The organism is Arthrobacter sp. L77 (genome assembly GCF_000816565.1).
Taxonomy (GTDB): domain Bacteria; phylum Actinomycetota; class Actinomycetes; order Actinomycetales; family Micrococcaceae; genus Arthrobacter_D; species Arthrobacter_D antioxidans.
In genome coordinates, this window is sequence record NZ_JWSU01000004.1 from 1,135,406 (window position 1) to 1,156,747 (window position 21,342).

Sequence of the window (21,342 nt, forward strand, 5' to 3'; positions counted from 1 at the left end):
CGCTCCGGGCCCGGCCGCTCCGTCCGTGCGCCGTTGATGCCGCTGCTCACGGTGCTCGCGGCCCTCGCGCTCGCCGTCGTCGTCGTCCTCCTCGGCGCCGCCGCCGGCCACGCGGGCGAACTGGACCCGGGCGTCCCCGAACCCGCGGCGCCATCCGCACCCGCCGATCCCACCGCGCCCGAGGCGCCGGGCGGCGACGACGGCCTCTCGGTCGAGATCAACGGCATCAACGGCGCACCGAGCTCCGCGGTCCTGACCCTGATCGGCATCACCCTGCTGTCCGTGGCACCGGCCCTGCTGCTGATGATGACGTCCTTCACGAAGATCTTCGTGGTGCTCGCGATGACGCGGAACGCGCTGTCCNCCTTCGTTCGCCTCCGTCCGGACCTTCAGCTCCCCCTGTGCGAGCAGTTCCGTCGCCTTCCTGAGTCGCATGAGCCTGCTCGGGACCGTACTGGCGAGGAGGAAGGCCACCAACCCTGCAAGCAGGACGGTCGTACCAGCGACGGTCCACAGGGCACGCAACTGATTCGCCGTTGCGTCGTCGACGACGGCCTCTCGGTCGAGATCAACGGCATCAACGGCGCACCGAGCTCCGCGGTCCTGACCCTGATCGGCATCACCCTGCTGTCCGTGGCACCGGCCCTGCTGCTGATGATGACGTCCTTCACGAAGATCTTCGTGGTGCTCGCGATGACGCGGAACGCGCTGTCCCTGCCGTCCATCCCGCCCAACCAGGTTCTCGCCGGGCTCGCACTGTTCCTGTCGCTGTTCATCATGGCGCCGGTCCTCACCGAGATCAACAGCCTCGCCGTCCAGCCCTACCTCGACGGCACGACGACGTTCACGGAGGCGCTCACGGACGGCTCCGGACCGCTGCAGACCTTCATGCTGGCCCACACCCGCGAGGAGGACCTCGCGCTCATGACCCGCGCTGCGGGGCAGCCGAACCCCGAGGACGCCGCGAGCGTCCCGCTGACCACCCTGATCCCGGCGTTCATGATCTCCGAGCTGCGGGCCGCGTTCATCATCGGCTTCGTGATCTTCGTGCCGTTCCTCGTGATCGACCTCGTGGTGTCCGCGGCCCTGATGTCCATGGGCATGATGATGCTCCCGCCGGTCATGATCTCGCTGCCCTTCAAGATCCTGCTGTTCGTCCTCGTGGACGGGTGGGGCCTCATCATCACGGCCCTCATCAACAGCTACCAGGGCGGTTGACGTGGATACCAACGCCGTCCTCGACATCGGGCTCGCCGGCATCTGGGTCGCCGCGAAACTGTCCGCGCCGGTCCTCCTGACGGCCCTCGTGGTCGGGTTCGCGATCTCGCTGCTGCAGTCCATCACCCAGATCCAGGAGGTCACGCTCTCGTTCGTGCCGAAGGCCGCCGCCGTGTGCATCGCCCTGCTCGTCTGCGGCCACTGGATGATCTCCGAGATGATCTCCTTCACGCACGAGATGTTCGAGCGCATCCCCGGGCTCCTCGGGGGCGGCTGACATGGAGATCGTCCTGGACCAGTCCCGCATCGAGGCGATCATGCTCGCCGGCGTGCGGATCGTCGCGTTCCTCGTGATCGCGCCGCCCTTCTCCTACAGGGGCATCCCGGCGCGTGTGAAGGCGATGCTCGCCGTCGGGCTCGCCCTCGCGGTGTCCCCGACGGTCGAGGCCGGGTACGAGACCGGCGGGACGGGCCAGTACATCGGCGCGCTGGTCCTCGAACTCGTGGTCGGCGCCGCACTCGGCTTCCTCGTCCTGGTCGTGTTCTCCGCCATCCAGTCCGCCGGCAGCCTCATCGACCTCTTCGGCGGCTTCTCGCTGGCCCAGGGGTTCGACCCCCAGTCCATGGTCAACGGCGCCCAGTTCACCCGCCTGTTCCAGCTGACCGCCCTGACGCTGCTCTTCACCTCGGACGGCTACCAGCTGATCATCGGCGGACTCGTGCGCACCTTCGACGCCCTCCCGCTCGGCGGTGGGCTGGACCTCGCGGAGCCCGCGGAAGCACTCACCGGCGCCGTCACCGGGCTGTTCCTCGCCGCGGTGCAGATCGCCGGACCGCTCATCGTCGTCCTCTTCCTGGCCGACGTCGGCCTGGGGCTCCTCACGCGCGTGGCACCCGCGCTGAACGCGTTCGCGCTCGGGTTCCCGCTCAAGATCTTCATCACGCTCAGCCTCGGCGGCGTGGTGTTCATCGCCCTCCCGCGCGTGGTCTCGACCCTCGCGGACAACGCCGCCGAGCTCCTGATGGGGGTGGGCTGACCATGGCGGAGGATTCCGGGGAGAAGACCGAGCAGGCCACCGACAAGCGGATGAAGGACGTCCGCTCGAAGGGGCAGCTGTCCAAGTCGGAGGACTTCACGGCGTGGATCGGCGTCGGCGCCGCCGCCCTCATGCTGCCCTCCCTCATCTCCCGTTCGGCCGACGCCGCCACCGAGCAGCTCGTCCGCGTGACCGACACCATCGCGAGCCCCGACCCCGCGATCGCCCTGGACGCCCTGGCCGACGGCGGCGCCTCGCTCGCCGGGATCCTCGGCCCCTTCCTCGGCGTGCTGCTGGTCGCCGTCCTCGGGACCGCGGCCCTGCAGGGCGGGATCCACGTCAAGAAGTTCTCCGGCAAGTTCGAGCAGTTCAACGTGGTCACCGGCCTCAAGCGGATCCTCGGCGGGCAGGCCCTCTGGCAGGGCGCGAAGGCGCTCCTGAAGACCGGCGTCGTGGGCCTCGTGCTCGTCGTCGTCGTGCAGGGCCTGATGCCCGTGCTCATGGCGGCCGGCGGGCTGTCCGTCGCCGCGCTCCTGAACACCGCGGGGGAGGGGACGGCGGCGCTCCTGCAGGCCGCCGTCGTCGCCGGTCTCGCCCTCGCGGCGATGGACGTCCTCGTGGTGCAGCGCCGGAACCGCAAGAAGACCCGCATGACCAAGAAGGAGGTCAAGGACGAGAACAAGAACTCCGACGGCGACCCCCTCATCAAGTCCCAGCGGCGCGCACGCCAGCTCGCCATGAGCAGGAACCGCATGATCGCCGCCGTGGGCGGGGCCGACGTCGTCCTCGTCAACCCGACGCACGTCGCCGTCGCACTCACGTACGAACCCGGACGCTCCGCGCCGCGCGTCGTCGCGAAGGGTGCCGGGGTGATCGCCGCGAGGATCCGCGAGGAGGCGGAGAAGAAGAACGTCCCCATGGTCTCCGACATCCCGCTCGCCCGCGCGCTGCACGCCGCATGCGAGCTGGGGGAGGAGATCCCGTTCGAGAACTACGACCAGGTGGCCCGCATCCTCGCGTTCGTCATGTCCCTGAAGACCAGGGGGGCCGCACGCGGCGTCCACACCCTGCCCGTCCGACCCGCAACCGCCGGAGGCCTCTAGACCATGCGCTCATCCGCCCCCAAGTTCCTGGTACCCGTCGGGGTCGTCGGCATCATCCTGCTCCTCGTGGTGCCGGTGCCCTCGGTGCTGCTGGACCTCCTGATCATCGTGAACATCCTGCTCGCGCTGGTGATCCTGCTCAACACCATGTTCATCCGCAAGCCGCTGGACTTCTCGGTGTTCCCGTCCCTGCTGCTCGTGGCCACGCTCTTCCGCCTGGGCCTCAACGTCGCCTCCACCCGCCTCGTCCTCGGGGACGGCTACGCCGGCGAGGTGATCGCCGCGTTCGGGCACGTCGCGGTCGGCGGCTCGATCATCATCGGCGCCGTGGTCTTCCTCATCCTCGTCGTCATCCAGTTCGTGGTGGTCACCAAGGGTGCCGAGCGCGTGGCCGAGGTGGGGGCCCGCTTCACCCTGGATGCGATGCCGGGCAAGCAGATGGCCATCGACGCCGACCTCAACGCCGGGCTGATCACGGACACGCAGGCCCGCGAGCGGCGCGCCGAGGTCTCGGCAGAGGCCGACTTCTACGGGGCCATGGACGGTGCGTCCAAGTTCGTGAAGGGCGATGCGATCGCCGGCATCATCATCATCATCATCAACCTCGTGGGTGGCATCGCGATCGGGATGCTGCAGGACGGCCTGCCCGTCTCCGAGGCACTCACCACCTACGGCCTGCTCACCATCGGTGACGGCCTCGTCACCCAGATCCCGGCGCTGCTCATGGCCGTGTCCACCGGCATGATCGTCACGCGCTCCAACGCCGAGGCGGACATGGGCTCCACCGCGGCCCAGCAGCTCGGCCAGTCGCAGAACGCCCTGCGCATCGCGGGTGCCGCGGCGGTCGTCATGGCACTGATCCCGGGTATGCCGAAACTGCCGTTCATCGTGGTGGGCGCGGGCCTGATCGTCATCGCGCAGCGCATCAGGAAGTCCGAGGCCGACGCCCGCACGGCCGCCACGGCGCTGGAGGCCGAGGCCGCCCGGCCGTCGACCGACAGCACCGACGACCTCCTGGAGCAGATGCGCGTCCACTCCCTGGAGGTGCTGCTGGCGCCCGACCTGGTGGACGTCGTCACCGGGGCGCCGGACGATCTCCTCGGCCGGGTCCGCGCCCTGCGGCGCAAGATCGCTCTGGAGCTCGGCGTCGTGGTGCCTCCGGTGCGCACGCGGGACAGCGTGGAGCTGCCGCCCGCCACCTACGTCATCAAGATCGCCGGCGTCGAGGCGGGGCGGGGCGAGGCTCCGCGCGGCAAGGTGCTGGCCCTCGGCGACCATCTCGCGCACCTGCCGGGCACCGCCGTCGTCGAGCCGGTCTTCGGGCTCGCCGGGAAGTGGGTGCCCGCCGAGCTCCGGCACAACGCCGAGCTGGCCGGGGCCACCGTGATCGACCGCGTGTCCGTCCTCGTGACCCACCTGTCCTCGGTCATCACGGCGAACGCCGCGCGCCTGCTGTCCCGGGAGGACGTCCGGGTGCTCACCGACGGCGTCCGCCAGGTCAACCCGTCGGCCGTCGAGGAGCTCGTCCCCGGGCTGCTGTCCCTCGCCGAGGTCCAGCGCGTCCTGCAGGGACTCCTGTCCGAGCAGGTGCCGATCAACGATCTCTCCCGCATCTACGAGGCGCTGACGCTCAGGGCCAAGGCGTCCTCCGAACCCGAGGGGCTCATCGAGGCGGCGCGGCTCGCGCTCGGACCGGCGGTCACCCAGCAGTACCTCGACGGCACGCTGCTGCGGGTCATCATGATCGACCCGCTGCTCGAGCAGTCGATGCTTGAGGGGCTCCGGCCCTCCGACCAGGGCACGCAGATCATGCTCGATCCGGCGCGCACCGATGCCGTGCTCTCCTCCGTCCGCTCGACGGTCGCCGATATCGAGGCCGCCGGGAACTCGGCCGTGCTCGTGTGCGCGCCCGCGCTGCGGCCCGCACTCAGGCGTCTCGTGGGACCGCAGGCGGCGAACCTGCCCGTGCTGTCCTACCAGGAGGTCACGAGCGCCAACGTCGCGATCGAGACAGTAGGAGTGGTCCGTGGTACCGCAGTTATTTCATCTTGAAGGCCCCTCCCTCGAGGAGCTGAAGGCGAAGGCCGCGGCGCTGTACGGGCCGCGTGCCCTCATCGTGTCCGCGGAACTCGTCACGGTGGGCGGGATCCGCGGCGTCCTCGCCCGGAAGCACTACGAGATCGTGGTCGAGGTGCCGGAGCCCGACGGCGACGGTAGCCTTCGCGCCGCCGGCAGCGCGCGCTCGCGGGGCGGGTCCCCGGCACCTCGACCACGATCTCGTAGTGCTTCCGGGCGAGGACGCCGCGGATCCCGCCCACCGTGACGAGTTCCGCGGACACGATGAGGGCACGCGGCCCGTANCGGGTCCCCGGACGGGCCCCGGGGCGGTCCCGTCGGTGGTCCTCGGACCGGTTCTCGTGGCGGCTCCTCCGACGGGGCCCTCGATGGAGTGCCCGGCAGCGCTTTCGGAGCGCCCGGCAGCGCCTTCGGAGCGCCCGGCGGCGGGCGGCCGCGCGGGCGCCGGAGTGCGGCCGCCGGGCCATCAGGTCTCGATGCGCTCCTCCAGCAGGCCGAACTCGATGAGGTCCGCATAGCGTCCGGGCCCGATGCCGACCGCGCCGGGACCCCGGAACCGCGCAGCGCGCCCCCTGCCGCGGTGTCCACGGATTCCGGTCTCTTCGCGGCACTCATGGACGAACTGACGTTCGCCACCGACCCTGCGGCAGCGCCGGTCCCCTCCTCGATGCGGGGCGCTTCGGGTGACGCCGGGGCCGGGACTGCCGGGACCCGGCGGTCGATCGCTGTGGACCGGGATGCGGTGGCCGCGTCCGCGTCCGGCGTACCTGATGCCCCCGGGGCCGGGGCCGGGACTGCCAGGACCCGGCGGTCGATCGCCGTGGACCGGGATGCGTGGGCCGGGGACCCGGACCATGGATCCTCCGATTCCGCCGGGGCCGGTGCGGGGTCCGGACGCGAGTCCGGTCCCGCATCCGACGCCGAGTTCCTCCGCGAGCGTGCCGGCGACCCGACGGATCTGCCCGAGGTCCGGGGCCAGGTTCTCAGGGTGCCCGTCGCCGCGCCCGCCGCGCCCTCGGTGCTGCGGGCACCGGGTGATCTCGTCATCGTCGTCGGAGCGCCCGCCGCGGGCTGGGCGGTTGCCTCCTCGATGGCCACCGTCCTGAGCCGGGGAGCGCCCGCAGCCGTCGCGGTCTCGGGGCCACCGGACCGGGCGCACCCCGAGGGCCGCTCGGTCGGCGACCGGCTGGAGGCGAACGCCGCTCGTGCCGCGGGTGTCGACGGCGGGCACGCCGTCTTCGTCGCATTGTCCTCGGAGGACCCCCTGGCGGACGCCCGTGCCCTGCTCGCGCTGCGGCCCGACCAGGTGTGGCTCGCCGTCGACGCCGGTCGCAAGGAGGCGGACACCGCGGCGTGGGTCGGGGCACTGCGCCGCAGCATGGAGCGCGCCGGGCTCGCTCCGGCGGGACTCGCCGTCATCGGGTCGGCAACCACGGCGACGCCGGAGAGCGTGCAGGCGCTCGGCCTCCCCATCGGGTGGCTGGAGGGGCGTCCCGCAGGCGAGGCCGAGCCTTCTCCTGCCGTTGCATCGGCCGATGATCGCGCCTCCGCTCCTGCGGGGCCGCGCAGGCCGGGCAGCGGTCGACGCCGTGCCGAGCCGGCCGGGATAGAGTGACACGATGCTTGTACTCACGCGAAAGGTCGGCGAGCAGATCCTGATCGGCGACGACATCGTCATCACGGTGCTCGATTCCCGTGGCGATGGTGTGCGCATCGGCATCGACGCACCCCGGGGCGTCAAGATCCAGCGCGAGGAAGTCCTCCGCGCGGTCACCGAAGCGAACCTGGCGGCCGCGGCGGCCGGGGCCGACGGCGCCGACGCACTGAAGGCCCTGCTGCAGTCCGGTGCGACCGTCTCCGCCGACGACGCGGGCGCCGCCCAGCCGGACACCTGACGGTCTTCTCCACCACGCAGGGGGCCCGCGGCGTGGTGGATCGCCGGCGCCTGGAAGGTCCCCTCGGATCCGGCGCGGCGCGCCGGGCTCCGGCAGATCCCGGGACTCCGCGTCCGGGCGCTCGGCGCCGCCGGCAGGACGGGTCCCTGGACACATCGGTATCCGGACACGAAAAAGCCCCGGCGGCGAACCGACCGGGGCAATCATGGGGCCTCCTGCCAGAGTCGAACTGGCGACCTTCTCATTACGAGTGAGACGCTCTACCGACTGAGCTAAGGAGGCATTGCTTCCTGGTCCCGGACATCACCCGGGCCGATCCACAAGTGACAACTTTATAGGAGGGGTCGGCCCGCGGTCAAAACGGTGCCCGTGTCCGGGAGTTCGTCGACAGTTCACGCGCCGTCGGCCTTCTGGACGGCGGCGCGTCAGCGCCCTCCGAGAGCATGGGCGGCAGCGTGTCCCGCATCGGAGCGGGCCGGCCACCAGGGGGATGCCGCATGACACAGGATCGTTCGTTCACGCTCGCCGTCATCGACATGGCCGGAACCACGGTGGACGAGGGCCGCCTGCAGGAGGAAGCCCTGACACGAGCTCTCGCCTCGCACGGGGTCCAGGAGGGTACCGGCGCCTTCGACCTGATGACGGCGTACGCCCGCCGGCAGATGGGCACCTCGAAGGAGCTCGTCTTCCGCGATCTGTTCCCCGACATCACCGCTGCAGCGCAGGTCAACCGGACCTTCGAGACGGCCTATGACGACCTGCTGGCGCGGCACGGGGTGCAGCCGATCCCCGGCGCCGAGGAGGCGATCCTGGAGTTGCGTGAGGCCGGACTCAGGATCTGCCTCGCCACGGGGTTCGGCCGGCACACCCAGAACATGATCCTGGAATCGCTCGGCTGGATGGGGCTGGCCGATCTCAGCCTCTGCCCTTCGGACGCGGGGCGCGGCCGTCCCTACCCCGACATCATCCTCACCGCGGTCCTCGCGCTCGACATCGAGGACGTACGCTCCGTGCTGGTCGCGGGGGACACGACGTCGGACGTCACCGCGGGTCGGCGCGCGGGGGCGGGTGCCGTCGTCGGAGTGCTGACCGGCGCCCACCCCGAGGCCGCGCTGCGGAGTGCCGGGGCCGACGTCGTGCTGCCCTCCATGTGCCACCTGCCCCGATGGCTCGCGTCGGCGTCGACGGACACACCGCGCGTTGGTCCCGCGGCCGATGCCCTGCCGCGGCGCGTTCCCGCGGCGGATCCGCGGTCCGTCGGCCTGCCGTCGTCGGACGCGCTCGACGGCGTCGTCACGGAGCGGAACTGACCCCTCAGCAGCGGGTGCCGTCCTCCGGGACCGTCCCGTCGATGAAGAAGGCGTCGACCAGGTCCAGGATGCAGTCGTTGGAGCGGCCGTACGCGGTGTGGCCCTCGCCGTCCCACGTGACATGGACGCCGGAGTCGAGCTGGTCGGCCAGTGCCGTGGACCACGCGTACGGGGTCGCCGGGTCGCCGGTGGTGCCGATGACGACGATCGGGTCGGCGCCCGCGGCCTCCACGGGAGCGGGGCCGAGGACCGACGGGTACTTCCACGCGGCGCAGGTCACGCCGCCGAACGCGAGGAACCGGCCGAAGGTGGGTGACGCCGCGACGAGTTCCTTCTCGTCGGCGCGCATCTGGTCGGGATCGCTCGTCATCGGATAGTCGAGGCAGTTGACGGAGAGGAACGCGGCCGTCGAATTGCCTGCGTAGGCGCCGTCCTGTCCGCGTTCCGCGGAGAGGTCGGCGAGGTAGAGCATGCCGGACGCGTCGCCGTCGAGCGCGTCCGACACGGCCTGCGTGAGCGTCGGCCAGTTGCTGTTGTCGTACAGGGGCAGGATGAAGCCCTGGACGAATGTGGAGATGGGCACGCGCCGGCCGTCCTCCGCCGTCATCGGCTCGCGCTCGACGGCGGCGAACAGGTCCTGGATCTGTCGGACGCCGTCGTCCACCGTCCCGGTGTACGGGCATTCCGTGCCCTGCTGGCAGTCGGCGACGTAGGCGCGCACGGCCTTCTCGAAGCCGCCGGCCTGGCCGAGGGTGATGTTCTCGTTGCTCAACGACGGATCGATCGCGCCATCGAGGACGAGGCGCCCGACCCGCTCCGGGAACAGCTCCGCGTAGGTTGCACCGAGCTGCGTCCCGTAGGAGAAGCCCAGGAAGTTCAGCTTCTGGTCGCTGACCAGGGCCCGCAGGATGTCCATGTCCCGTGCGGCGGACTCGGTGTCCACGAAGCCCAGCAATTCGCCAGTGCGCTCGGCACATATGGCCGCGAACTCCTCCGCGTCCGCCGCCATGAGGTCGAGGCGCTCGTCGGGGGAGGCCTCGACGGGGTAGCTCTCCTGCCGCGCCTCATCCTGCTCGGCGTCGGTATAGCACTCCACGGCGCTGGACCTGTTGACGCCCCGGGGATCGAAACCGACGACGTCGTAGTCCTCGCGCAGGCGCTCGGTCGTCACGTAGTCGAGGGAGTCCTTCACGATGTTGAAGCCCGAACCGCCGGGTCCGCCCGGATTGACGAGGATCGTCCCCTGGGCCTCACCCGAGGCCTCGGCGCGGATCGCGGCGATCTCGATGCTGTCCCGGCCGGGGTCGGTGTAGTCGAGCGGCACGTCGATCGTCGCGCAGGAGAACGATTCCTCACAGCTCTCCCACCGCACGTCCTGCGTGTAGAAGGTCCGGAGGTCCTCGTCCACCTCGCCGATCGTCGCCGGATCAGCGGTCTCCAGCTCACCCGAGGGCGGATCGGTCCGGTTGTCGGGCGCGAACAGCATGCACCCGGACAGCCCCAGTACGACGGCGGTGGACGCAGCGAGGAGCGCGGTGGCACGACCGAGAGCGCCACGGGGGCCGCGGGGATCGCCGTCGTGGGGGTGGAGCGGTCTGCTGGTCATCGGTCGAGGTCCTTCCGGGACAGGAGGCTCACCGTCATTGCCTCGATCGCGAGCAGCGGGGACACATTGGTGCTGACGAGCCGGGTGCGCACCTCGTTGATGGACTCGAGCCGGAGGAGGGTGTCTTCGGGGTTCTCCCGGCGGGCGAACTCCTCGAGCTCGGGTCGAAGAGGCTCGTTGACGAGCATCTGCCCGCTGTCGACCTGGAGCATGAGCACGTCCCGGTAGAAGGAGATGAGGTCCGTCAGCGCGCGGTCGAAGTAGTCGTTCTTCGAACGCTTGGCCCGCCGCGTCTGGTCGTCCTCGAGCCTCTTGATCTGTGCTCGCATCGACGGTGGCAGGACGCCCGTCTCGGGAGCGCCCAGGGTGGCGAGCAGTGCTGTCCTCTCCTCGGTGTCGCGCTGCTCGAAGGAACTCTGCGCCTCCGCCTCGGCGAGCTTCACCAGATCGGCCGCGGCACGCATCGCACCGGCCACCGAGCGCAGCGTCAGCGGGAGCCGGACGATCTGGTTGCGGCGCTCGCGGGCGCCGTCGTCCGTGGCGAGCCTCTTCGCGATGCCGATGTGGCTCTGGGCGGCGCGGGCGGCGGCCTCCGCCGTCGCGGGATCGATCCCGTCGCGGGCGACGAGCAGGTCGGCGACGTCCTGGACGGGAGGCAGCCGAAGGCCGACGGACCGGCACCGGGAGCGGATGGTGATCAGCACGTCACCGGGGCTCGGAGCACACAGCAGCCAGATGGTCCGCGGCGGTGGTTCCTCGATGGCCTTGAGCAGCACGTTGGTGCTGCGCTCCTGCATGCGGTCGGCGTCCTCGACGATGATGATGCGCCAGCGCCCGGTGGACGGCTTGTCCTGCGCCTTGCGGACGAGTTCGCGTGCCTCGTCGATGCTGATGGTCACTTTCTCGGTGGTGACGTTGGTGAGATCGGCGTGCGCCCCGGAGAGGACGGTCCGGCAGGCCTTGCACGTGCCGCACCCCCGTTCACTGAGGTTCTCGCGCTCGCAGAGCAGGGCGGCGGCGAAGGCGCGGGCCGCGTTGGACCTGCCCGAACCGGGTGGACCGGTGAAGAGCCAGGCATGCGTCGGTGTGCCGGACTGTGCGGCACGGCGCAGTTGTTCGACCACCTGTTCCTGCCCGCGGAGATCGGCCCACACCCCGGACGCGGGGAGGCTGTGCGTCACGGCGCTCACGCCGTCACCCGGGGGAGGGCGGCGAGGATGGAGCGGTGGAGGTCCTCGGGCGTGCCGGACGCAGCCAGGATCAGGTACCGTTCGGGTTCCGCGCCGGCGAGCTCGAGGAAGGCCGCGCGGATACTGGCGTGGAAATCGTCGGGCTCCGACTCGAGGCGGTCCTCCGCGGCCGTGCCGGTGGTGCGGCGGCTCCGGCCCTCGGCGGGTTCGACGTCGAGCAGCACGGTCAGGTCGGGGCGGAGCCCGTCGGTGGCCCAGAGGTTCACGTCGAGGACGGCCCGTGCGCCCAGTCCGCGCCCCGCACCCTGGTAGGCCACCGAGGAGTCGATGAAGCGGTCGCAGACGACGACGTCGCCGCGTTCCAGTGCGGGCACGATCACCTGATGGACGTGGGCCGCCCGGGAGGCCGCGAACATGAGGGCCTCGGTGCGCGCATCGATCTCGCCGTGGCCGTGCTCGAGGACGAGTGAGCGCAGCTTCTCGCCGATGGGCGTGCCGCCGGGCTCACGGGTACGGATCACGGTGTGGCCGCGGGACTCGAGGGCTGTGCAGAGCAGTGCGGCCTGCGTGGACTTGCCCGCGCCGTCGCCGCCTTCGAGCGCGATGAAGAGCCCGGGAAGCCCGTGCGGGAGGGGAAAGGTCACGCGCCCAGCCTACCGAGTACCCGTGACATCGAGGCCACGGGGTCGGCATTGTGTGCTGTGCGTGCCGTCCCGCGAATGATGGGTGCGAGTTGTCCACATACGACGATTCTCCCGATTCTTCGAATCTCTGTACTAATACGCTTGCCCCATGACGATAGCGGTAGCGGAGGATCAATCGACGATGCAGGCTCTGGACCTGATGCGGTCCCACCTCGCGCAGGTTGCCGAGCAGTTCGAGGTCGAAGCCGGTCTGGTCTCCACGGCCCATCTCGCTGCAACGCTGGGTGTGGTCGATCGCCTTGCCCGGATGGTCGAGCACCTGCAGGTCGTGGGTGCGGCTGCGGCGGACCAGCAGGACATCGCCCGGGTCGGGGAGACCCGGCGCGGCCTGGGCTGGAGTGGACCGCTGGCCGTTCCCGGCGACAGCCACGAGTTCAGGGACACCGCGGAGTATCTCCGAGCCCGCCTGGGCATCACGCGGTCCGAGGCCCAGAGGCGGATCCGCCTGGGGAAATCGGTGCTCCCACGGCGTACGGCAACCGGTGCGCCATGTCCTCCCGTGCTCGAAGCCGTCGGCGACGCGTTCAGGGTTGCTGCGATCAGTTCGTACGCAGCAACCCGGATCAGCGATGCGATGGACCGAGTCCGGCCCTGCGCATCGACCGCGCAACTGCAGGCCATGGAGGAGGCCCTGACGGCCCAGGCCACGGAATCCGATGCCGATCTGTTGAACGTGGTCATCCGGCGCTGGGAAGCAGCTCTCGATCCTGACGGGGCCGAACCCACGGAGGAACTGCTGAAGGCGCAGCAGGGCGTGTTCCTGCGGGGTAGGCGACGCGGCCTGCACCGGCTCGAGATCGCGGCGGACGACGAACAGTTCGAATATCTCCTCACCGTCATGAACTCCGCCACCAATCCGCGAACTGCGCATGCCCGCGGTGGCTCTGGAGGGGATGGTCCGGCACGGGCCGACCGCGGGGGTGAGGCCGCGAGCGTCGGTGCGAGCGATTCGACCGGTGCGGGCTATTCGACCGGCCCCGGAACCGACTGCGTCGGAGGCGTCGGAAGTGCCGTCGGAAGCATCCGGAGCGACCCGGCGCCGCATGGCGCGGTGCCGGGGGACTCGATGCCGGACGCGGTGTTCGATGACTCCGTGCCGAGCTGGGAGCGGCGGACCCGACCCCAACGTCACCTCGACGGGTTGGTCGGCGCCTGCCAGGTCGCCCTCGCCACGGATACTCTGCCTGCCAACGGCGGCCATCGACCCCAGGTGATGGTCACCATCGATTACCGGGCTCTCGTCGAGGACCTGCGCGACGGTGGAGTGGTACGGAGAAGAGTCCGAGGTGCGTCTGGGCATGGTGCCGACTCGGGCGACCTCCAGCATGACGGGCATTCGTGGCATGACGGGCGCCCTGGGCGAAGCAGGCAGTCCTGGCAGTCCTGGCAGGATGAGCCTTCGGCGCAGGGCGACCAGCCGAAGCGCGACCCGGGACCCGAGGGCTTCATCGACCCCTCCGGCACGGCACGCCCGCATCCCGGAGGCGGCTATACCGTCTTCGGTGGTCCTGTCGCCGCGCGGACCGTGCGCAAGATCGCGTGCGACGCAGACATCATCCCCGTCGTCCTGGGAGGGCGCGGGGAGGTCCTCGAGGTCGGTCGTGCCCGAAGGCTCTTCGGTGTGGCGCAGCGGCGAGCGCTGGTAGCCCGGGACCGGGGGTGTGCCTTCCCCGGTTGCACTGTTCCCGCTGTCTGGTCGGAGGCGCATCACATCACACCATGGGTCATCGGCGGAAGGACGGACGTCTCCAACGGATGCCTCCTGTGTTCCTTCCACCATCGGCTCATCGAGCGGGGCAACTGGACCATCCGGATGAAGCACGGCATCCCCTGGTTCACGCCACCGCCCTACATAGACCCCGACCGCACTCCACGGCGGAACAGACACCGCGAGCTCACTCTTGGCGGAGCGCCATGACGACGGTCGGTGGTGCCTGTGATGCAGGCGGGAGACGACAGCACGATGCAGGCCATTGTGACCTCCCTCTTTTTCAGGCACACGCTGTCCCGATTTACGCTGGCCCCATGACGACATCTCGCGAGGACATGCTCCATGCCGGGCTCGCCCCGGACACCCTCACCGTCGCGGCAGGCCGACCTCCGCGCGAGCACGACGCTCCGGTCAACGCGCCGCTCGTGCTCTCGACGACCTACCACGAGACACGTGCCCCCGAACAAGGCGACCGCATCTATGCCCGAGGCTCCAACCCCACCTGGGATCCGTTCGAGGAAGCGCTCGGTGCACTCGAGGCAGCGGGCCTCCCTGCCCTTGTGTTCAGTTCCGGCCTCGGTGCGGCAGCAGCCGCGTTGTCCCTCGTCCCGACCGGGGGAGCGGTGGTGATGCCACGGCATGCCTATGCCGGATCGATCAGTCTCGCCACCGATCTCGCAGCACAGGGCCGGTTCGAACTGCGCACCGTCGACGTCGCGGACACGGCAGGCGTCCTCGCGGAGCTCGATGCGCTCGCCGCACGATTCGATGCCGGCCAGGTGATGCTGTGGCTCGAGAGCCCCACCAACCCGATGCTGGAGGTCGCCGAACTGGCCGTTCTGACCGATGCGGCGCATGCGACCGGCGCGGTCGTCGTCGCCGACAACACCTTCAACACGCCCCTCGTGCACCGACCCCTCGAGTCCGGGGTCGACGTCGTGCTGCACTCGGTCACGAAGTGGCTGGCCGGCCACTCCGACGTCGTCCTCGGCGCGCTGGTCACCTCCGACCCGGTGCTCCGTGATCGACTGCTGGCGCACCGCACCCTGCACGGCGCCATCGCCGGACCGTTCGAGGTCTGGCTCGCGCTGCGCGGACTGCGCACCCTCGCGCTGCGCATGGAGCGGAGTCAGGGAACCGCGGCACTGCTCGCGCACCGCCTCGTCGACCATCCTGGTGTCAGCCGCGTGCGGTACCCCGGGCTTCTGTCCGATCCGGGGCACGAGCGTGCGGCCCGTCAGTTCAAGGGCTTCGGCGGGATCGTCAGCATCGAGCTCGACGACGTCGCGACGGCGGACGCCCTCGTCACGGCCGTGCGCCTCTGGCTCCCGGCGACGTCGCTGGGCGGCGTCGAGTCGCTGATCGAACGCCGTCGACGCCAGCCCGCCGAGCCGAAGACCGTCCCGGAAGCACTCGTCCGTCTGTCCGTGGGTATCGAGAACCCGGAGGATCTGTGGGCGGACCTCGACCAGGCCCTCCGGCAGGCGTCCGGCCGGGATCGCTCAGACGCGACGGCGGATGGGGCGACGGGCCTAACGACAGGCACGCCGATCACGGTAGGCGCGTCAGGCACGGCCGTCATCGCGGGTATGGCGACGGACTAGGCGACGGGCTGGACGCCTGGCTGGACGACGGACGTGACGGCCGCAGCGGCGGCGGATTAAACGCCTGACTGGACACTGACGCGACGGGTTGGACGCCTGACTGGACGACGGACGTGACGGCCGCAGCGGCGACGGCACGGCGACGGGCCGGACGATGGGCTGGACTACAGACGCGGCGGCGGAGTCCAGCTTCCGGTCTCGGAGCCGGAGGTCCCGACCGTGGCGTCATCCGCACCGTGTCCGAGGCAACCGAGCTAAGCTGATTCCGTGGCCCTCGTGATTGCAATCCAGACCTATCTGTACCTCGCCCTCGGCATCGTGGCCCTCGGTATCGAGGTGTGGGCCCTGTCGGACTGCGTACGGCGTCCCGGCACGGCCTTCGAGGCCGCCCTCAAGCGGACCAAGGGGTTCTGGCTGGCACTGACGGGCGGCGCCGTCGTCGTCGGCCTGTTGTCCGTGCTCGGCGGCGGGAGCGGCTTCAACCTCTTCCAGCTGGTCGCCATCATCGCGGCCTGCGTCTACCTCGCCGACGTCAAGCCGGCAGTCAGCCAGACCTCCGGTCGCGGCGGCAACCAGGGCCCGTACGGTCCCTGGTAGCAGCCACTAGCCCGGAGCGACCGCGCCCCAGGCCACGGTGACCTCACCCAGACGCCAGCGCGAGGGTCCGTCCAGCAACGGCCAGCCGGCAGCCTTCATCGCCGCGCACGTCGCCATCCACCGCTGCTGGTTCCCGAAGGACGCGAGGGACGCGGCATCGAGCCAGGCCCGGTCCAGTGCCTGCAGGTACCCGTGCACCCGCTCGCCCTCGACGTTCCGGTGGATCAGCGCCTTCGGCAGCCGCTCCGCGACATCGGACGGGAGCATGAACGCACCGAACCGCAGGGAGATGCTCAGCGACTCCGGTCCCGCCGGCCCGACAGCCGCCCAGGTCGAGCGGCGTCCGATCTCGTCGCACGTCCCGTCGATGAGCAGGCCGTCGGGTGCCAGGCGCCCGCGCACCTCGTCCCAGTAGGCCTCGTATTCGTCCTCGCCGTACTGCCGCAGCACGTTGAATGCGCGGACGACGACGGGCCGCCGGCCGGCGAGCGGCAACTCGAACCCGCCCTGCCGGAAGCTGAGTCCTGGACGCGCCAGGGGCTCCGCCCCCGCTACGCGTGCAGGATCGATCTCGATGCCGACCACCTCGACGTCGTCACGCACCGACTGCAGGCGGGTGAACAGTTCGACGGCGGTGACGGGAGCGGCCCCGTAACCGAGGTCGACCACGAGAGGATCGGCCGCCCGGCGCAGACGCGCACCATGGGAGCCGACGAGCCAGCGATCGACGCGGCGGAGGCGGTTGGGGTTGGTGGTGCCGCGGGTGATGGCCCCCAGGGGCCTGGGGGGACGAAGACGCGAAGGCACCCATCAACACTAGGGCACCGCGGGAGGACCGCAGTTCCGGGCGACAGGATCCGAGCGGGGTTCCCCCGGATCTGCTCACAGGCCGCTGGTCCGCGCCGCCGTCCGTCACACGACACCACGGCATGACCGCCGGAACACGATGCGGCAGACTAGGACCCATGACCTACACACTGATCCTGCTGCGCCATGGCCAGAGCGAATGGAACGAGAAGAACCTCTTCACCGGCTGGGTGGATGTCGCCCTCACCGAGAAGGGACGCGAGGAAGCAACCCGCGGCGGCCACCTCCTGACCGAAGCCGGCATCCTTCCCGACATCGTGTACACGTCCCGGCAGAAGCGCGCCATCATCACCGCCAACCTCGCCCTCGAGGCCGCTGACCGCAGCTGGATCGACGTCAAGAGGAACTGGCGGCTCAACGAGCGACACTACGGAGCGCTGCAGGGCAAGGACAAGGCCCAGACCCTCGCGGAGTACGGCGAGCAGCAGTTCATGGAGTGGCGCCGGTCCTACGACACCCCGCCGCCGCCGCTCGACGACGCCAGCGAGTACTCGCAGGCCGCCGATCCCCGCTACGCCGATCTCGGCGACGCCGTTCCACGCACCGAATGCCTCAAGGACGTCCTCGAGCGCTTCCTGCCGTACTGGGAATCGGACATCACCGTGGACATCAGGGCCGGCAGGACGGTGCTCATCGCAGCCCACGGCAACTCGCTCCGGGCCCTCGTCAAGCACCTCGACGGCATCAGCGACAAGGACATCGCCTCGCTGAACATCCCCACGGGCATCCCCCTCGTGTACGAGCTGGACGAGGATCTCAAGCCCGTCAAGGCAGGTGGCACCTACCTCGACGCCGACGCCGCGGCCGCCGCGATCGAGGCCGTCGCGAACCAGGGCAAGCACTAGCAGCCCGGCCCGGCACCAGTAGAGCACCAATAGAGCACCAGTACCGACAGAACGACGGCGGTCCCTGCAGGGACCGCCGTCGTTCCGTTCGAGCTGGGAAGAGTCAGTTCAGCGGAGCGACGGGGTGCCATTCCCCTGTGACGAGGTAGGTGACCTTCCGGGCCACCGAGACGCCGTGGTCCGCGAAGCGCTCGTAGTAGCGGCTGGCGAGGGTGACGTCCACCGTCGTGGGTGCGCTCTCGGTCCAGTCGTCGGCCGCGACCGCCTTGAAGACGCTGGCGTGCAGTTCGTTGACACGCGCATTGGCGGCACCGATCTCATTGCTCAGATCGAGGTTGCGTGTCTCGAGGAGCTCCTTGACCTTCATCGCGATCTGCACGTCGAGTTCGGCGAGTTCGTCGAAGGTCGCGCGGATACCCTCGGGGATCACGTTCGCGGGGAAGCGTAGCCGGGCGAGCTGGGCCACGTGGCGGGCGAGGTCACCCATGCGCTCGAGCGATGCGCTCATGCGCAGCGCGCCCACGATCATCCGGAGATCGGATGCCACAGGACCCTGGAGGGCGAGGATGTCGATGGCCCGCTCGTCGAGGGAGTTCTGGAGGAAGTCGATCCGCGCATCGGCAGCGATCACCTCCTGTGCGAGCTCGGTGTCGGCGCCCTGGAAAGCACTGTTGGCCTTCTGAATGGCCTCGGTCACCAGCTGGGAGATCTCGATGAGCTCCTCGCCGATCTGGTGGAGCTCGGCCTGAAAAACCTTACGCACGTGTGCGTCCTTCCCTGGAAGTTTCGTATCGAACCGTTCCCACAGTTCTGCCGACGACCCTTCCAGCCAGCGGTGAACTGTTTCTCCGCATTGTGTGAACGTTAGTTGAACCCCTTGCCTAATGCCACCGCATGGGCGGGACCTGAAATGCCAGCGCATAAGCTAGGTCCGTGGACCCCCTTCTCCTGACGCTCGTGGCCGGGCTGGTAGGCCTGGCCCTCGGCGTGACCGGCATGGCGGCGTTCCGCGCGAGCGAGGTACAACGGCTCCGGCTCCTCTACGAGGACGAGCCCTCCCTGCCCGACGGCGCCGCGGAGGTCCTCTCCATCATCGGCAGGGCGTACGTGATCGTGGACGCGATCGACGGCGTCGTCCGGGCCAGTCCTGCGGCCTACGCCTTCGGCCTCGTCCGCGGTCATACCGTGGTCCACTCCGAGCTCCTCGAACTCACGGCCCGCGTCCGGCGCGACGGCGTGATCGAGCAGCAGCAACTCGAGCTCCCGCGCGGCCCCCTCGGCCAGGGAACGATCGTGGTGCAGGTCCGCGTCGCCGCCCTCGGCGCCGAGTACATCCTGATCCTGGCGGACGACCGCACCGAGCTCACCCGCACCGAGGAGATCCGCAACGACTTCGTCGCGAACGTCTCCCACGAGCTGAAGACGCCGGTGGGTGCGATCTCCCTCCTGGCCGAGGCGATCGACGACGCCGCCGAGGACGAGGTCGCCGTCCGTCGGTTCGCCCAGCGCATGCACAAGGAGTCCGGCCGCTTGTCCGCACTGGTGCAGGACATCATCGAGCTCTCCCGTCTGCAGGGGACCGACGTGGTCCGCCGCGGCAAACCTGTGGACATCAACTCCGTCGTCGCCGAAGCGGTGGACCGCAACAAGCTGCCCGCCGAGAGCAAGCAGATCGACATCGTGGTCGGCGGGTCGGTCTCCGCCCCCGTGCACGGCGACCGTGATCTGCTCATGACGGCCTTCCGCAACCTCATCGACAACGCCATCCGCTATTCGCCGGAGGGCACCCGGGTGGGCGTCGGTCTTCGGTCCCGCGACGGCCTCGCGCAGGTGTCGGTCACGGACCAGGGCGTGGGCATCACGCCCGAGGAACAGGAACGTGTCTTCGAACGCTTCTACCGCATCGACGCCGCGCGGTCCCGCCAGACCGGCGGCACAGGCCTCGGCCTCAGCATCGTCAAGCACGTGGTGTCCAACCACGGCGGCGAGGTCACCGTGTGGTCCCAGCCCGGTCAGGGCAGTACGTTCACCGTCCGGTTGCCGGAGATGGAGGGGACAGCGGACGACGACGCCGCATCAAGCAGTTCCGTTTCGAGCGACGGTGCCACGCCGCCGACCGAGCGGAAGCCAGGAAAGAAGGGCAGCAGCGCTGCCCACGAGCAGGGAGTCAAGGCTTGAGCCGAATTCTGATCGTTGAGGACGAGGAGTCGTTCAGCGACCCGCTGTCCTATCTCCTCGGCAAGGAAGGCTACGAGGTGTCCGTCGTGGACAACGGCCTCGATGCCATCACCGAGTTCGACCGCTCGGGCGCCGACCTCGTGCTGCTCGACCTCCAGCTGCCGGGGCTGCCCGGTACCGAGGTCTGCCGGCAGCTCCGCCAGCGCTCCAGTGTCCCGGTCATCATGCTGACCGCGAAGGACGCCGAGATCGACAAGGTGGTGGGGCTGGAACTCGGGGCCGACGACTACGTGACCAAGCCGTACTCGTCCCGCGAACTCGTGGCCCGGGTGCGTGCGGTGCTGCGCCGCCAGGGCGAACCCGAGGAACTCATCTCGAACACCATCCAGGCAGGTCCGGTCCGCATGGACATCGAACGGCACGTCGTGAGTGTCGACGGCGACCAGGTGGCACTCCCGCTGAAGGAGTTCGAGCTGCTCGAGATGCTGCTCCGGAATTCGGGGCGGGTCCTGACCCGCGGCCAACTGATCGATCGGGTCTGGGGTTCCGACTACGTGGGGGACACCAAGACCCTGGACGTCCACGTGAAGCGGCTGCGCGGCAAGGTGGAACCCGATCCCTCGAATCCCCGCTACCTCATCACGGTGCGGGGTCTCGGCTACAAGTTCGAGCCCTGAGCCAGGGTCCGGACGGAACCTTCGCTGCGCCCCGGCGTAGCGAAGGCCCGGAGACCTGCCCAACATGACACTGCCCGCACCCGATCGATCGGGTGCGGGCAGTCAGGACGCTGGAGGCTACTCGCCCTCGGCTGCTTCCTCGGTCGCTTCGGGCTCGCTCGGCCGCGGCGTGAAACCACCGGGGACGAAGTCGCGGTATTCCTCGAGGGTCCCGTCCAGCACCGGCACCTGGAAGGTCGCCTGTTCGCCGTCGGTCTCGAAGTCGACCTCGACCAGCGAGCCCGGACGGCCACTCAACCCCTCGAGCGTGGCGTCGTCCTCCGTCTCGTCCTCGAACCTGAACTCGCCGTCCCCGTCGATGGTGATGCTGGTTTCAGCCCCTCCTGCCCGGATGGACAGTTCCACGGGCTGGTCGGTCGTGTTGAACACGGTGCCGACAAGCCGGCCGGTGCGCCCGTCCTCGGTGCCCACGATCAGGACGTTGCGCAGCAGGACCGGTCCGAGGTCCTTCACGACGCCGTCCGAGGCGGCGTACTGCGTCGTCGTGGACTGCTCCGTGGTGAAGGTGCAGCCGGACACGCCCAGCATCACCAGCACGGCGCCGGCAGCAACGGACTGCCGCACTCGGTTCTTCGGTGCAAAATTCACAGCACAAACTCCTGGGGTTGAACAGGTGGGACAGGGACGTAATCCGGAGCGGACCTACAGGACAGACTATCGGCAA

Annotated in this window: 21 protein-coding genes, 1 tRNA gene and 1 pseudogene; 16 read left to right on the forward strand and 7 right to left on the reverse strand. The window is 69.8% G+C overall.

Annotated features, from left to right (window positions below):
• Positions 1-36: 36 nt before the first annotated feature.
• The 9 genes and pseudogenes from RY94_RS17240 to csrA form a co-directional block, all read left to right on the forward strand.
• Positions 37-363 (forward strand): annotated as a pseudogene (locus tag RY94_RS17240) (flagellar type III secretion system pore protein FliP); the annotation flags it as partial.
• A 162-nt stretch (positions 364-525) separates the two neighbouring features.
• A complete protein-coding gene (fliP, locus tag RY94_RS07960) occupies positions 526-1,218 on the forward strand; it encodes a flagellar type III secretion system pore protein FliP (RefSeq protein ID WP_043443979.1) in 693 nt (230 codons plus the stop codon).
• Position 1,219: 1 nt separating this feature from the next.
• Entirely contained in the window at positions 1,220-1,495 is a 276-nt protein-coding gene (gene fliQ, locus RY94_RS07965) for a flagellar biosynthesis protein FliQ (protein ID WP_043443307.1), read from the forward strand.
• 1 nt (position 1,496) lies between these two features.
• The gene (locus RY94_RS07970; RefSeq protein WP_043443310.1) at positions 1,497-2,255 is read left to right on the forward strand and encodes a flagellar biosynthetic protein FliR; all 759 of its coding nucleotides are present in this window, start codon (positions 1,497-1,499) and stop codon (positions 2,253-2,255) included.
• A gap of 2 nt (positions 2,256-2,257) precedes the next feature.
• Complete coding sequence (locus RY94_RS07975; protein WP_043443312.1) at positions 2,258-3,358, forward strand: EscU/YscU/HrcU family type III secretion system export apparatus switch protein; 1,101 nt, start codon at positions 2,258-2,260, stop codon at positions 3,356-3,358.
• Between the two features lie 3 nt (positions 3,359-3,361).
• Positions 3,362-5,410, forward strand: coding sequence for a flagellar biosynthesis protein FlhA (locus tag RY94_RS07980; protein WP_043443314.1), 2,049 nt, complete (start codon positions 3,362-3,364; stop codon positions 5,408-5,410).
• Positions 5,385-5,681 (forward strand): hypothetical protein, encoded by a 297-nt coding sequence (locus RY94_RS17775; RefSeq protein WP_156135067.1) that lies wholly within the window; start codon positions 5,385-5,387, stop codon positions 5,679-5,681. The genes RY94_RS07980 and RY94_RS17775 overlap by 26 nt, the downstream gene beginning before the upstream one ends.
• A gap of 126 nt (positions 5,682-5,807) precedes the next feature.
• Positions 5,808-7,049 (forward strand): hypothetical protein, encoded by a 1,242-nt coding sequence (locus RY94_RS07985; RefSeq protein WP_156135068.1) that lies wholly within the window; start codon positions 5,808-5,810, stop codon positions 7,047-7,049.
• A gap of 4 nt (positions 7,050-7,053) precedes the next feature.
• Positions 7,054-7,329 (forward strand): carbon storage regulator CsrA, encoded by a 276-nt coding sequence (gene csrA / locus RY94_RS07990; RefSeq protein WP_043443318.1) that lies wholly within the window; start codon positions 7,054-7,056, stop codon positions 7,327-7,329.
• A 206-nt stretch (positions 7,330-7,535) separates the two neighbouring features.
• Here the strand turns inward: csrA and RY94_RS07995 are convergent.
• Positions 7,536-7,611: transfer RNA gene (locus RY94_RS07995), tRNA-Thr, on the reverse strand.
• A 215-nt stretch (positions 7,612-7,826) separates the two neighbouring features.
• Between RY94_RS07995 and RY94_RS08000 the strand changes: the two genes are divergently transcribed.
• Complete coding sequence (locus RY94_RS08000; protein ID WP_082046129.1) at positions 7,827-8,639, forward strand: HAD-IA family hydrolase; 813 nt, start codon at positions 7,827-7,829, stop codon at positions 8,637-8,639.
• Between the two features lie 4 nt (positions 8,640-8,643).
• Here RY94_RS08000 and RY94_RS08005 read toward each other — a convergent pair whose 3' ends face one another.
• Genes RY94_RS08005 through tmk form a run of 3 tightly spaced genes read right to left on the reverse strand, consistent with a single transcriptional unit; the run spans position 8,644 to position 12,079 of the window.
• Positions 8,644-10,245: an alpha/beta hydrolase gene (locus RY94_RS08005; protein ID WP_043443320.1), complete on the reverse strand. Its 1,602-nt coding sequence runs from the start codon at positions 10,243-10,245 to the stop codon at positions 8,644-8,646.
• Complete coding sequence (locus RY94_RS08010; RefSeq protein WP_231554446.1) at positions 10,242-11,435, reverse strand: DNA polymerase III subunit delta'; 1,194 nt, start codon at positions 11,433-11,435, stop codon at positions 10,242-10,244. The genes RY94_RS08005 and RY94_RS08010 overlap by 4 nt, the downstream gene beginning before the upstream one ends.
• Positions 11,432-12,079, reverse strand: coding sequence for a dTMP kinase (tmk, locus tag RY94_RS08015; RefSeq protein WP_043443322.1), 648 nt, complete (start codon positions 12,077-12,079; stop codon positions 11,432-11,434). The genes RY94_RS08010 and tmk overlap by 4 nt, the downstream gene beginning before the upstream one ends.
• A gap of 148 nt (positions 12,080-12,227) precedes the next feature.
• On the opposite strand from tmk, the gene RY94_RS18360 reads away from it, so the two are divergent.
• The 3 genes from RY94_RS18360 to RY94_RS08030 all read left to right on the forward strand — a co-directional run bounded on the left by RY94_RS18360 (position 12,228) and on the right by RY94_RS08030 (position 16,051).
• Positions 12,228-14,057, forward strand: coding sequence for an HNH endonuclease signature motif containing protein (locus RY94_RS18360; protein WP_082046130.1), 1,830 nt, complete (start codon positions 12,228-12,230; stop codon positions 14,055-14,057).
• Between the two features lie 107 nt (positions 14,058-14,164).
• Positions 14,165-15,454 (forward strand): trans-sulfuration enzyme family protein, encoded by a 1,290-nt coding sequence (locus RY94_RS08025; protein WP_231554447.1) that lies wholly within the window; start codon positions 14,165-14,167, stop codon positions 15,452-15,454.
• 267 nt (positions 15,455-15,721) lie between these two features.
• A complete protein-coding gene (locus tag RY94_RS08030) occupies positions 15,722-16,051 on the forward strand; it encodes a DUF2516 family protein (protein ID WP_043443324.1) in 330 nt (109 codons plus the stop codon).
• A 6-nt stretch (positions 16,052-16,057) separates the two neighbouring features.
• On the opposite strand, the gene RY94_RS08035 is transcribed toward RY94_RS08030, so the two are convergent.
• On the reverse strand, positions 16,058-16,858 hold the full coding sequence (locus RY94_RS08035) for a class I SAM-dependent methyltransferase (RefSeq protein WP_043443326.1): 801 nt from the start codon (positions 16,856-16,858) through the stop codon (positions 16,058-16,060).
• 158 nt (positions 16,859-17,016) lie between these two features.
• On the opposite strand from RY94_RS08035, the gene RY94_RS08040 reads away from it, so the two are divergent.
• The gene (locus RY94_RS08040) at positions 17,017-17,763 is read left to right on the forward strand and encodes a phosphoglyceromutase (RefSeq protein ID WP_043443328.1); all 747 of its coding nucleotides are present in this window, start codon (positions 17,017-17,019) and stop codon (positions 17,761-17,763) included.
• Between the two features lie 103 nt (positions 17,764-17,866).
• On the opposite strand, the gene phoU is transcribed toward RY94_RS08040, so the two are convergent.
• Positions 17,867-18,526 carry a phosphate signaling complex protein PhoU gene (phoU, locus tag RY94_RS08045; RefSeq protein WP_043443330.1) on the reverse strand — a complete coding sequence of 220 codons (660 nt, stop codon included), beginning with the start codon at positions 18,524-18,526 and terminating at the stop codon, positions 17,867-17,869.
• Between the two features lie 170 nt (positions 18,527-18,696).
• Between phoU and RY94_RS08050 the strand changes: the two genes are divergently transcribed.
• Both RY94_RS08050 and RY94_RS08055 read left to right on the forward strand, forming a co-directional pair.
• Positions 18,697-19,941 (forward strand): sensor histidine kinase, encoded by a 1,245-nt coding sequence (locus RY94_RS08050; RefSeq protein WP_043443332.1) that lies wholly within the window; start codon positions 18,697-18,699, stop codon positions 19,939-19,941.
• Entirely contained in the window at positions 19,938-20,618 is a 681-nt protein-coding gene (locus tag RY94_RS08055; RefSeq protein ID WP_043443334.1) for a response regulator transcription factor, read from the forward strand. The genes RY94_RS08050 and RY94_RS08055 overlap by 4 nt, the downstream gene beginning before the upstream one ends.
• A gap of 117 nt (positions 20,619-20,735) precedes the next feature.
• Here RY94_RS08055 and RY94_RS08060 read toward each other — a convergent pair whose 3' ends face one another.
• Positions 20,736-21,266 carry a hypothetical protein gene (locus RY94_RS08060; protein WP_156135069.1) on the reverse strand — a complete coding sequence of 177 codons (531 nt, stop codon included), beginning with the start codon at positions 21,264-21,266 and terminating at the stop codon, positions 20,736-20,738.
• Between the last annotated feature and the right edge of the window lie 76 nt (positions 21,267-21,342).

Excerpts from the sequence above, each read along its gene's own strand:
- RY94_RS07970 (WP_043443310.1), top strand. The coding sequence starts at position 1,497 with ATGGAGATCGTCCTGGACCAGTCCCGCATCGAGGCGATCATGCTCGCC.
- RY94_RS07975 (WP_043443312.1), top strand. The coding sequence starts at position 2,258 with ATGGCGGAGGATTCCGGGGAGAAGACCGAGCAGGCCACCGACAAGCGG.
- RY94_RS07980 (WP_043443314.1), top strand. The coding sequence starts at position 3,362 with ATGCGCTCATCCGCCCCCAAGTTCCTGGTACCCGTCGGGGTCGTCGGC.
- csrA (WP_043443318.1), top strand. The coding sequence starts at position 7,054 with ATGCTTGTACTCACGCGAAAGGTCGGCGAGCAGATCCTGATCGGCGAC.
- RY94_RS08000 (WP_082046129.1), top strand. The coding sequence starts at position 7,827 with ATGACACAGGATCGTTCGTTCACGCTCGCCGTCATCGACATGGCCGGA.
- RY94_RS08005 (WP_043443320.1), bottom strand. The coding sequence starts at position 10,245 with ATGACCAGCAGACCGCTCCACCCCCACGACGGCGATCCCCGCGGCCCC.
- RY94_RS18360 (WP_082046130.1), top strand. The coding sequence starts at position 12,228 with ATGACGATAGCGGTAGCGGAGGATCAATCGACGATGCAGGCTCTGGAC.
- RY94_RS08025 (WP_231554447.1), top strand. The coding sequence starts at position 14,165 with ATGACGACATCTCGCGAGGACATGCTCCATGCCGGGCTCGCCCCGGAC.
- RY94_RS08040 (WP_043443328.1), top strand. The coding sequence starts at position 17,017 with ATGACCTACACACTGATCCTGCTGCGCCATGGCCAGAGCGAATGGAAC.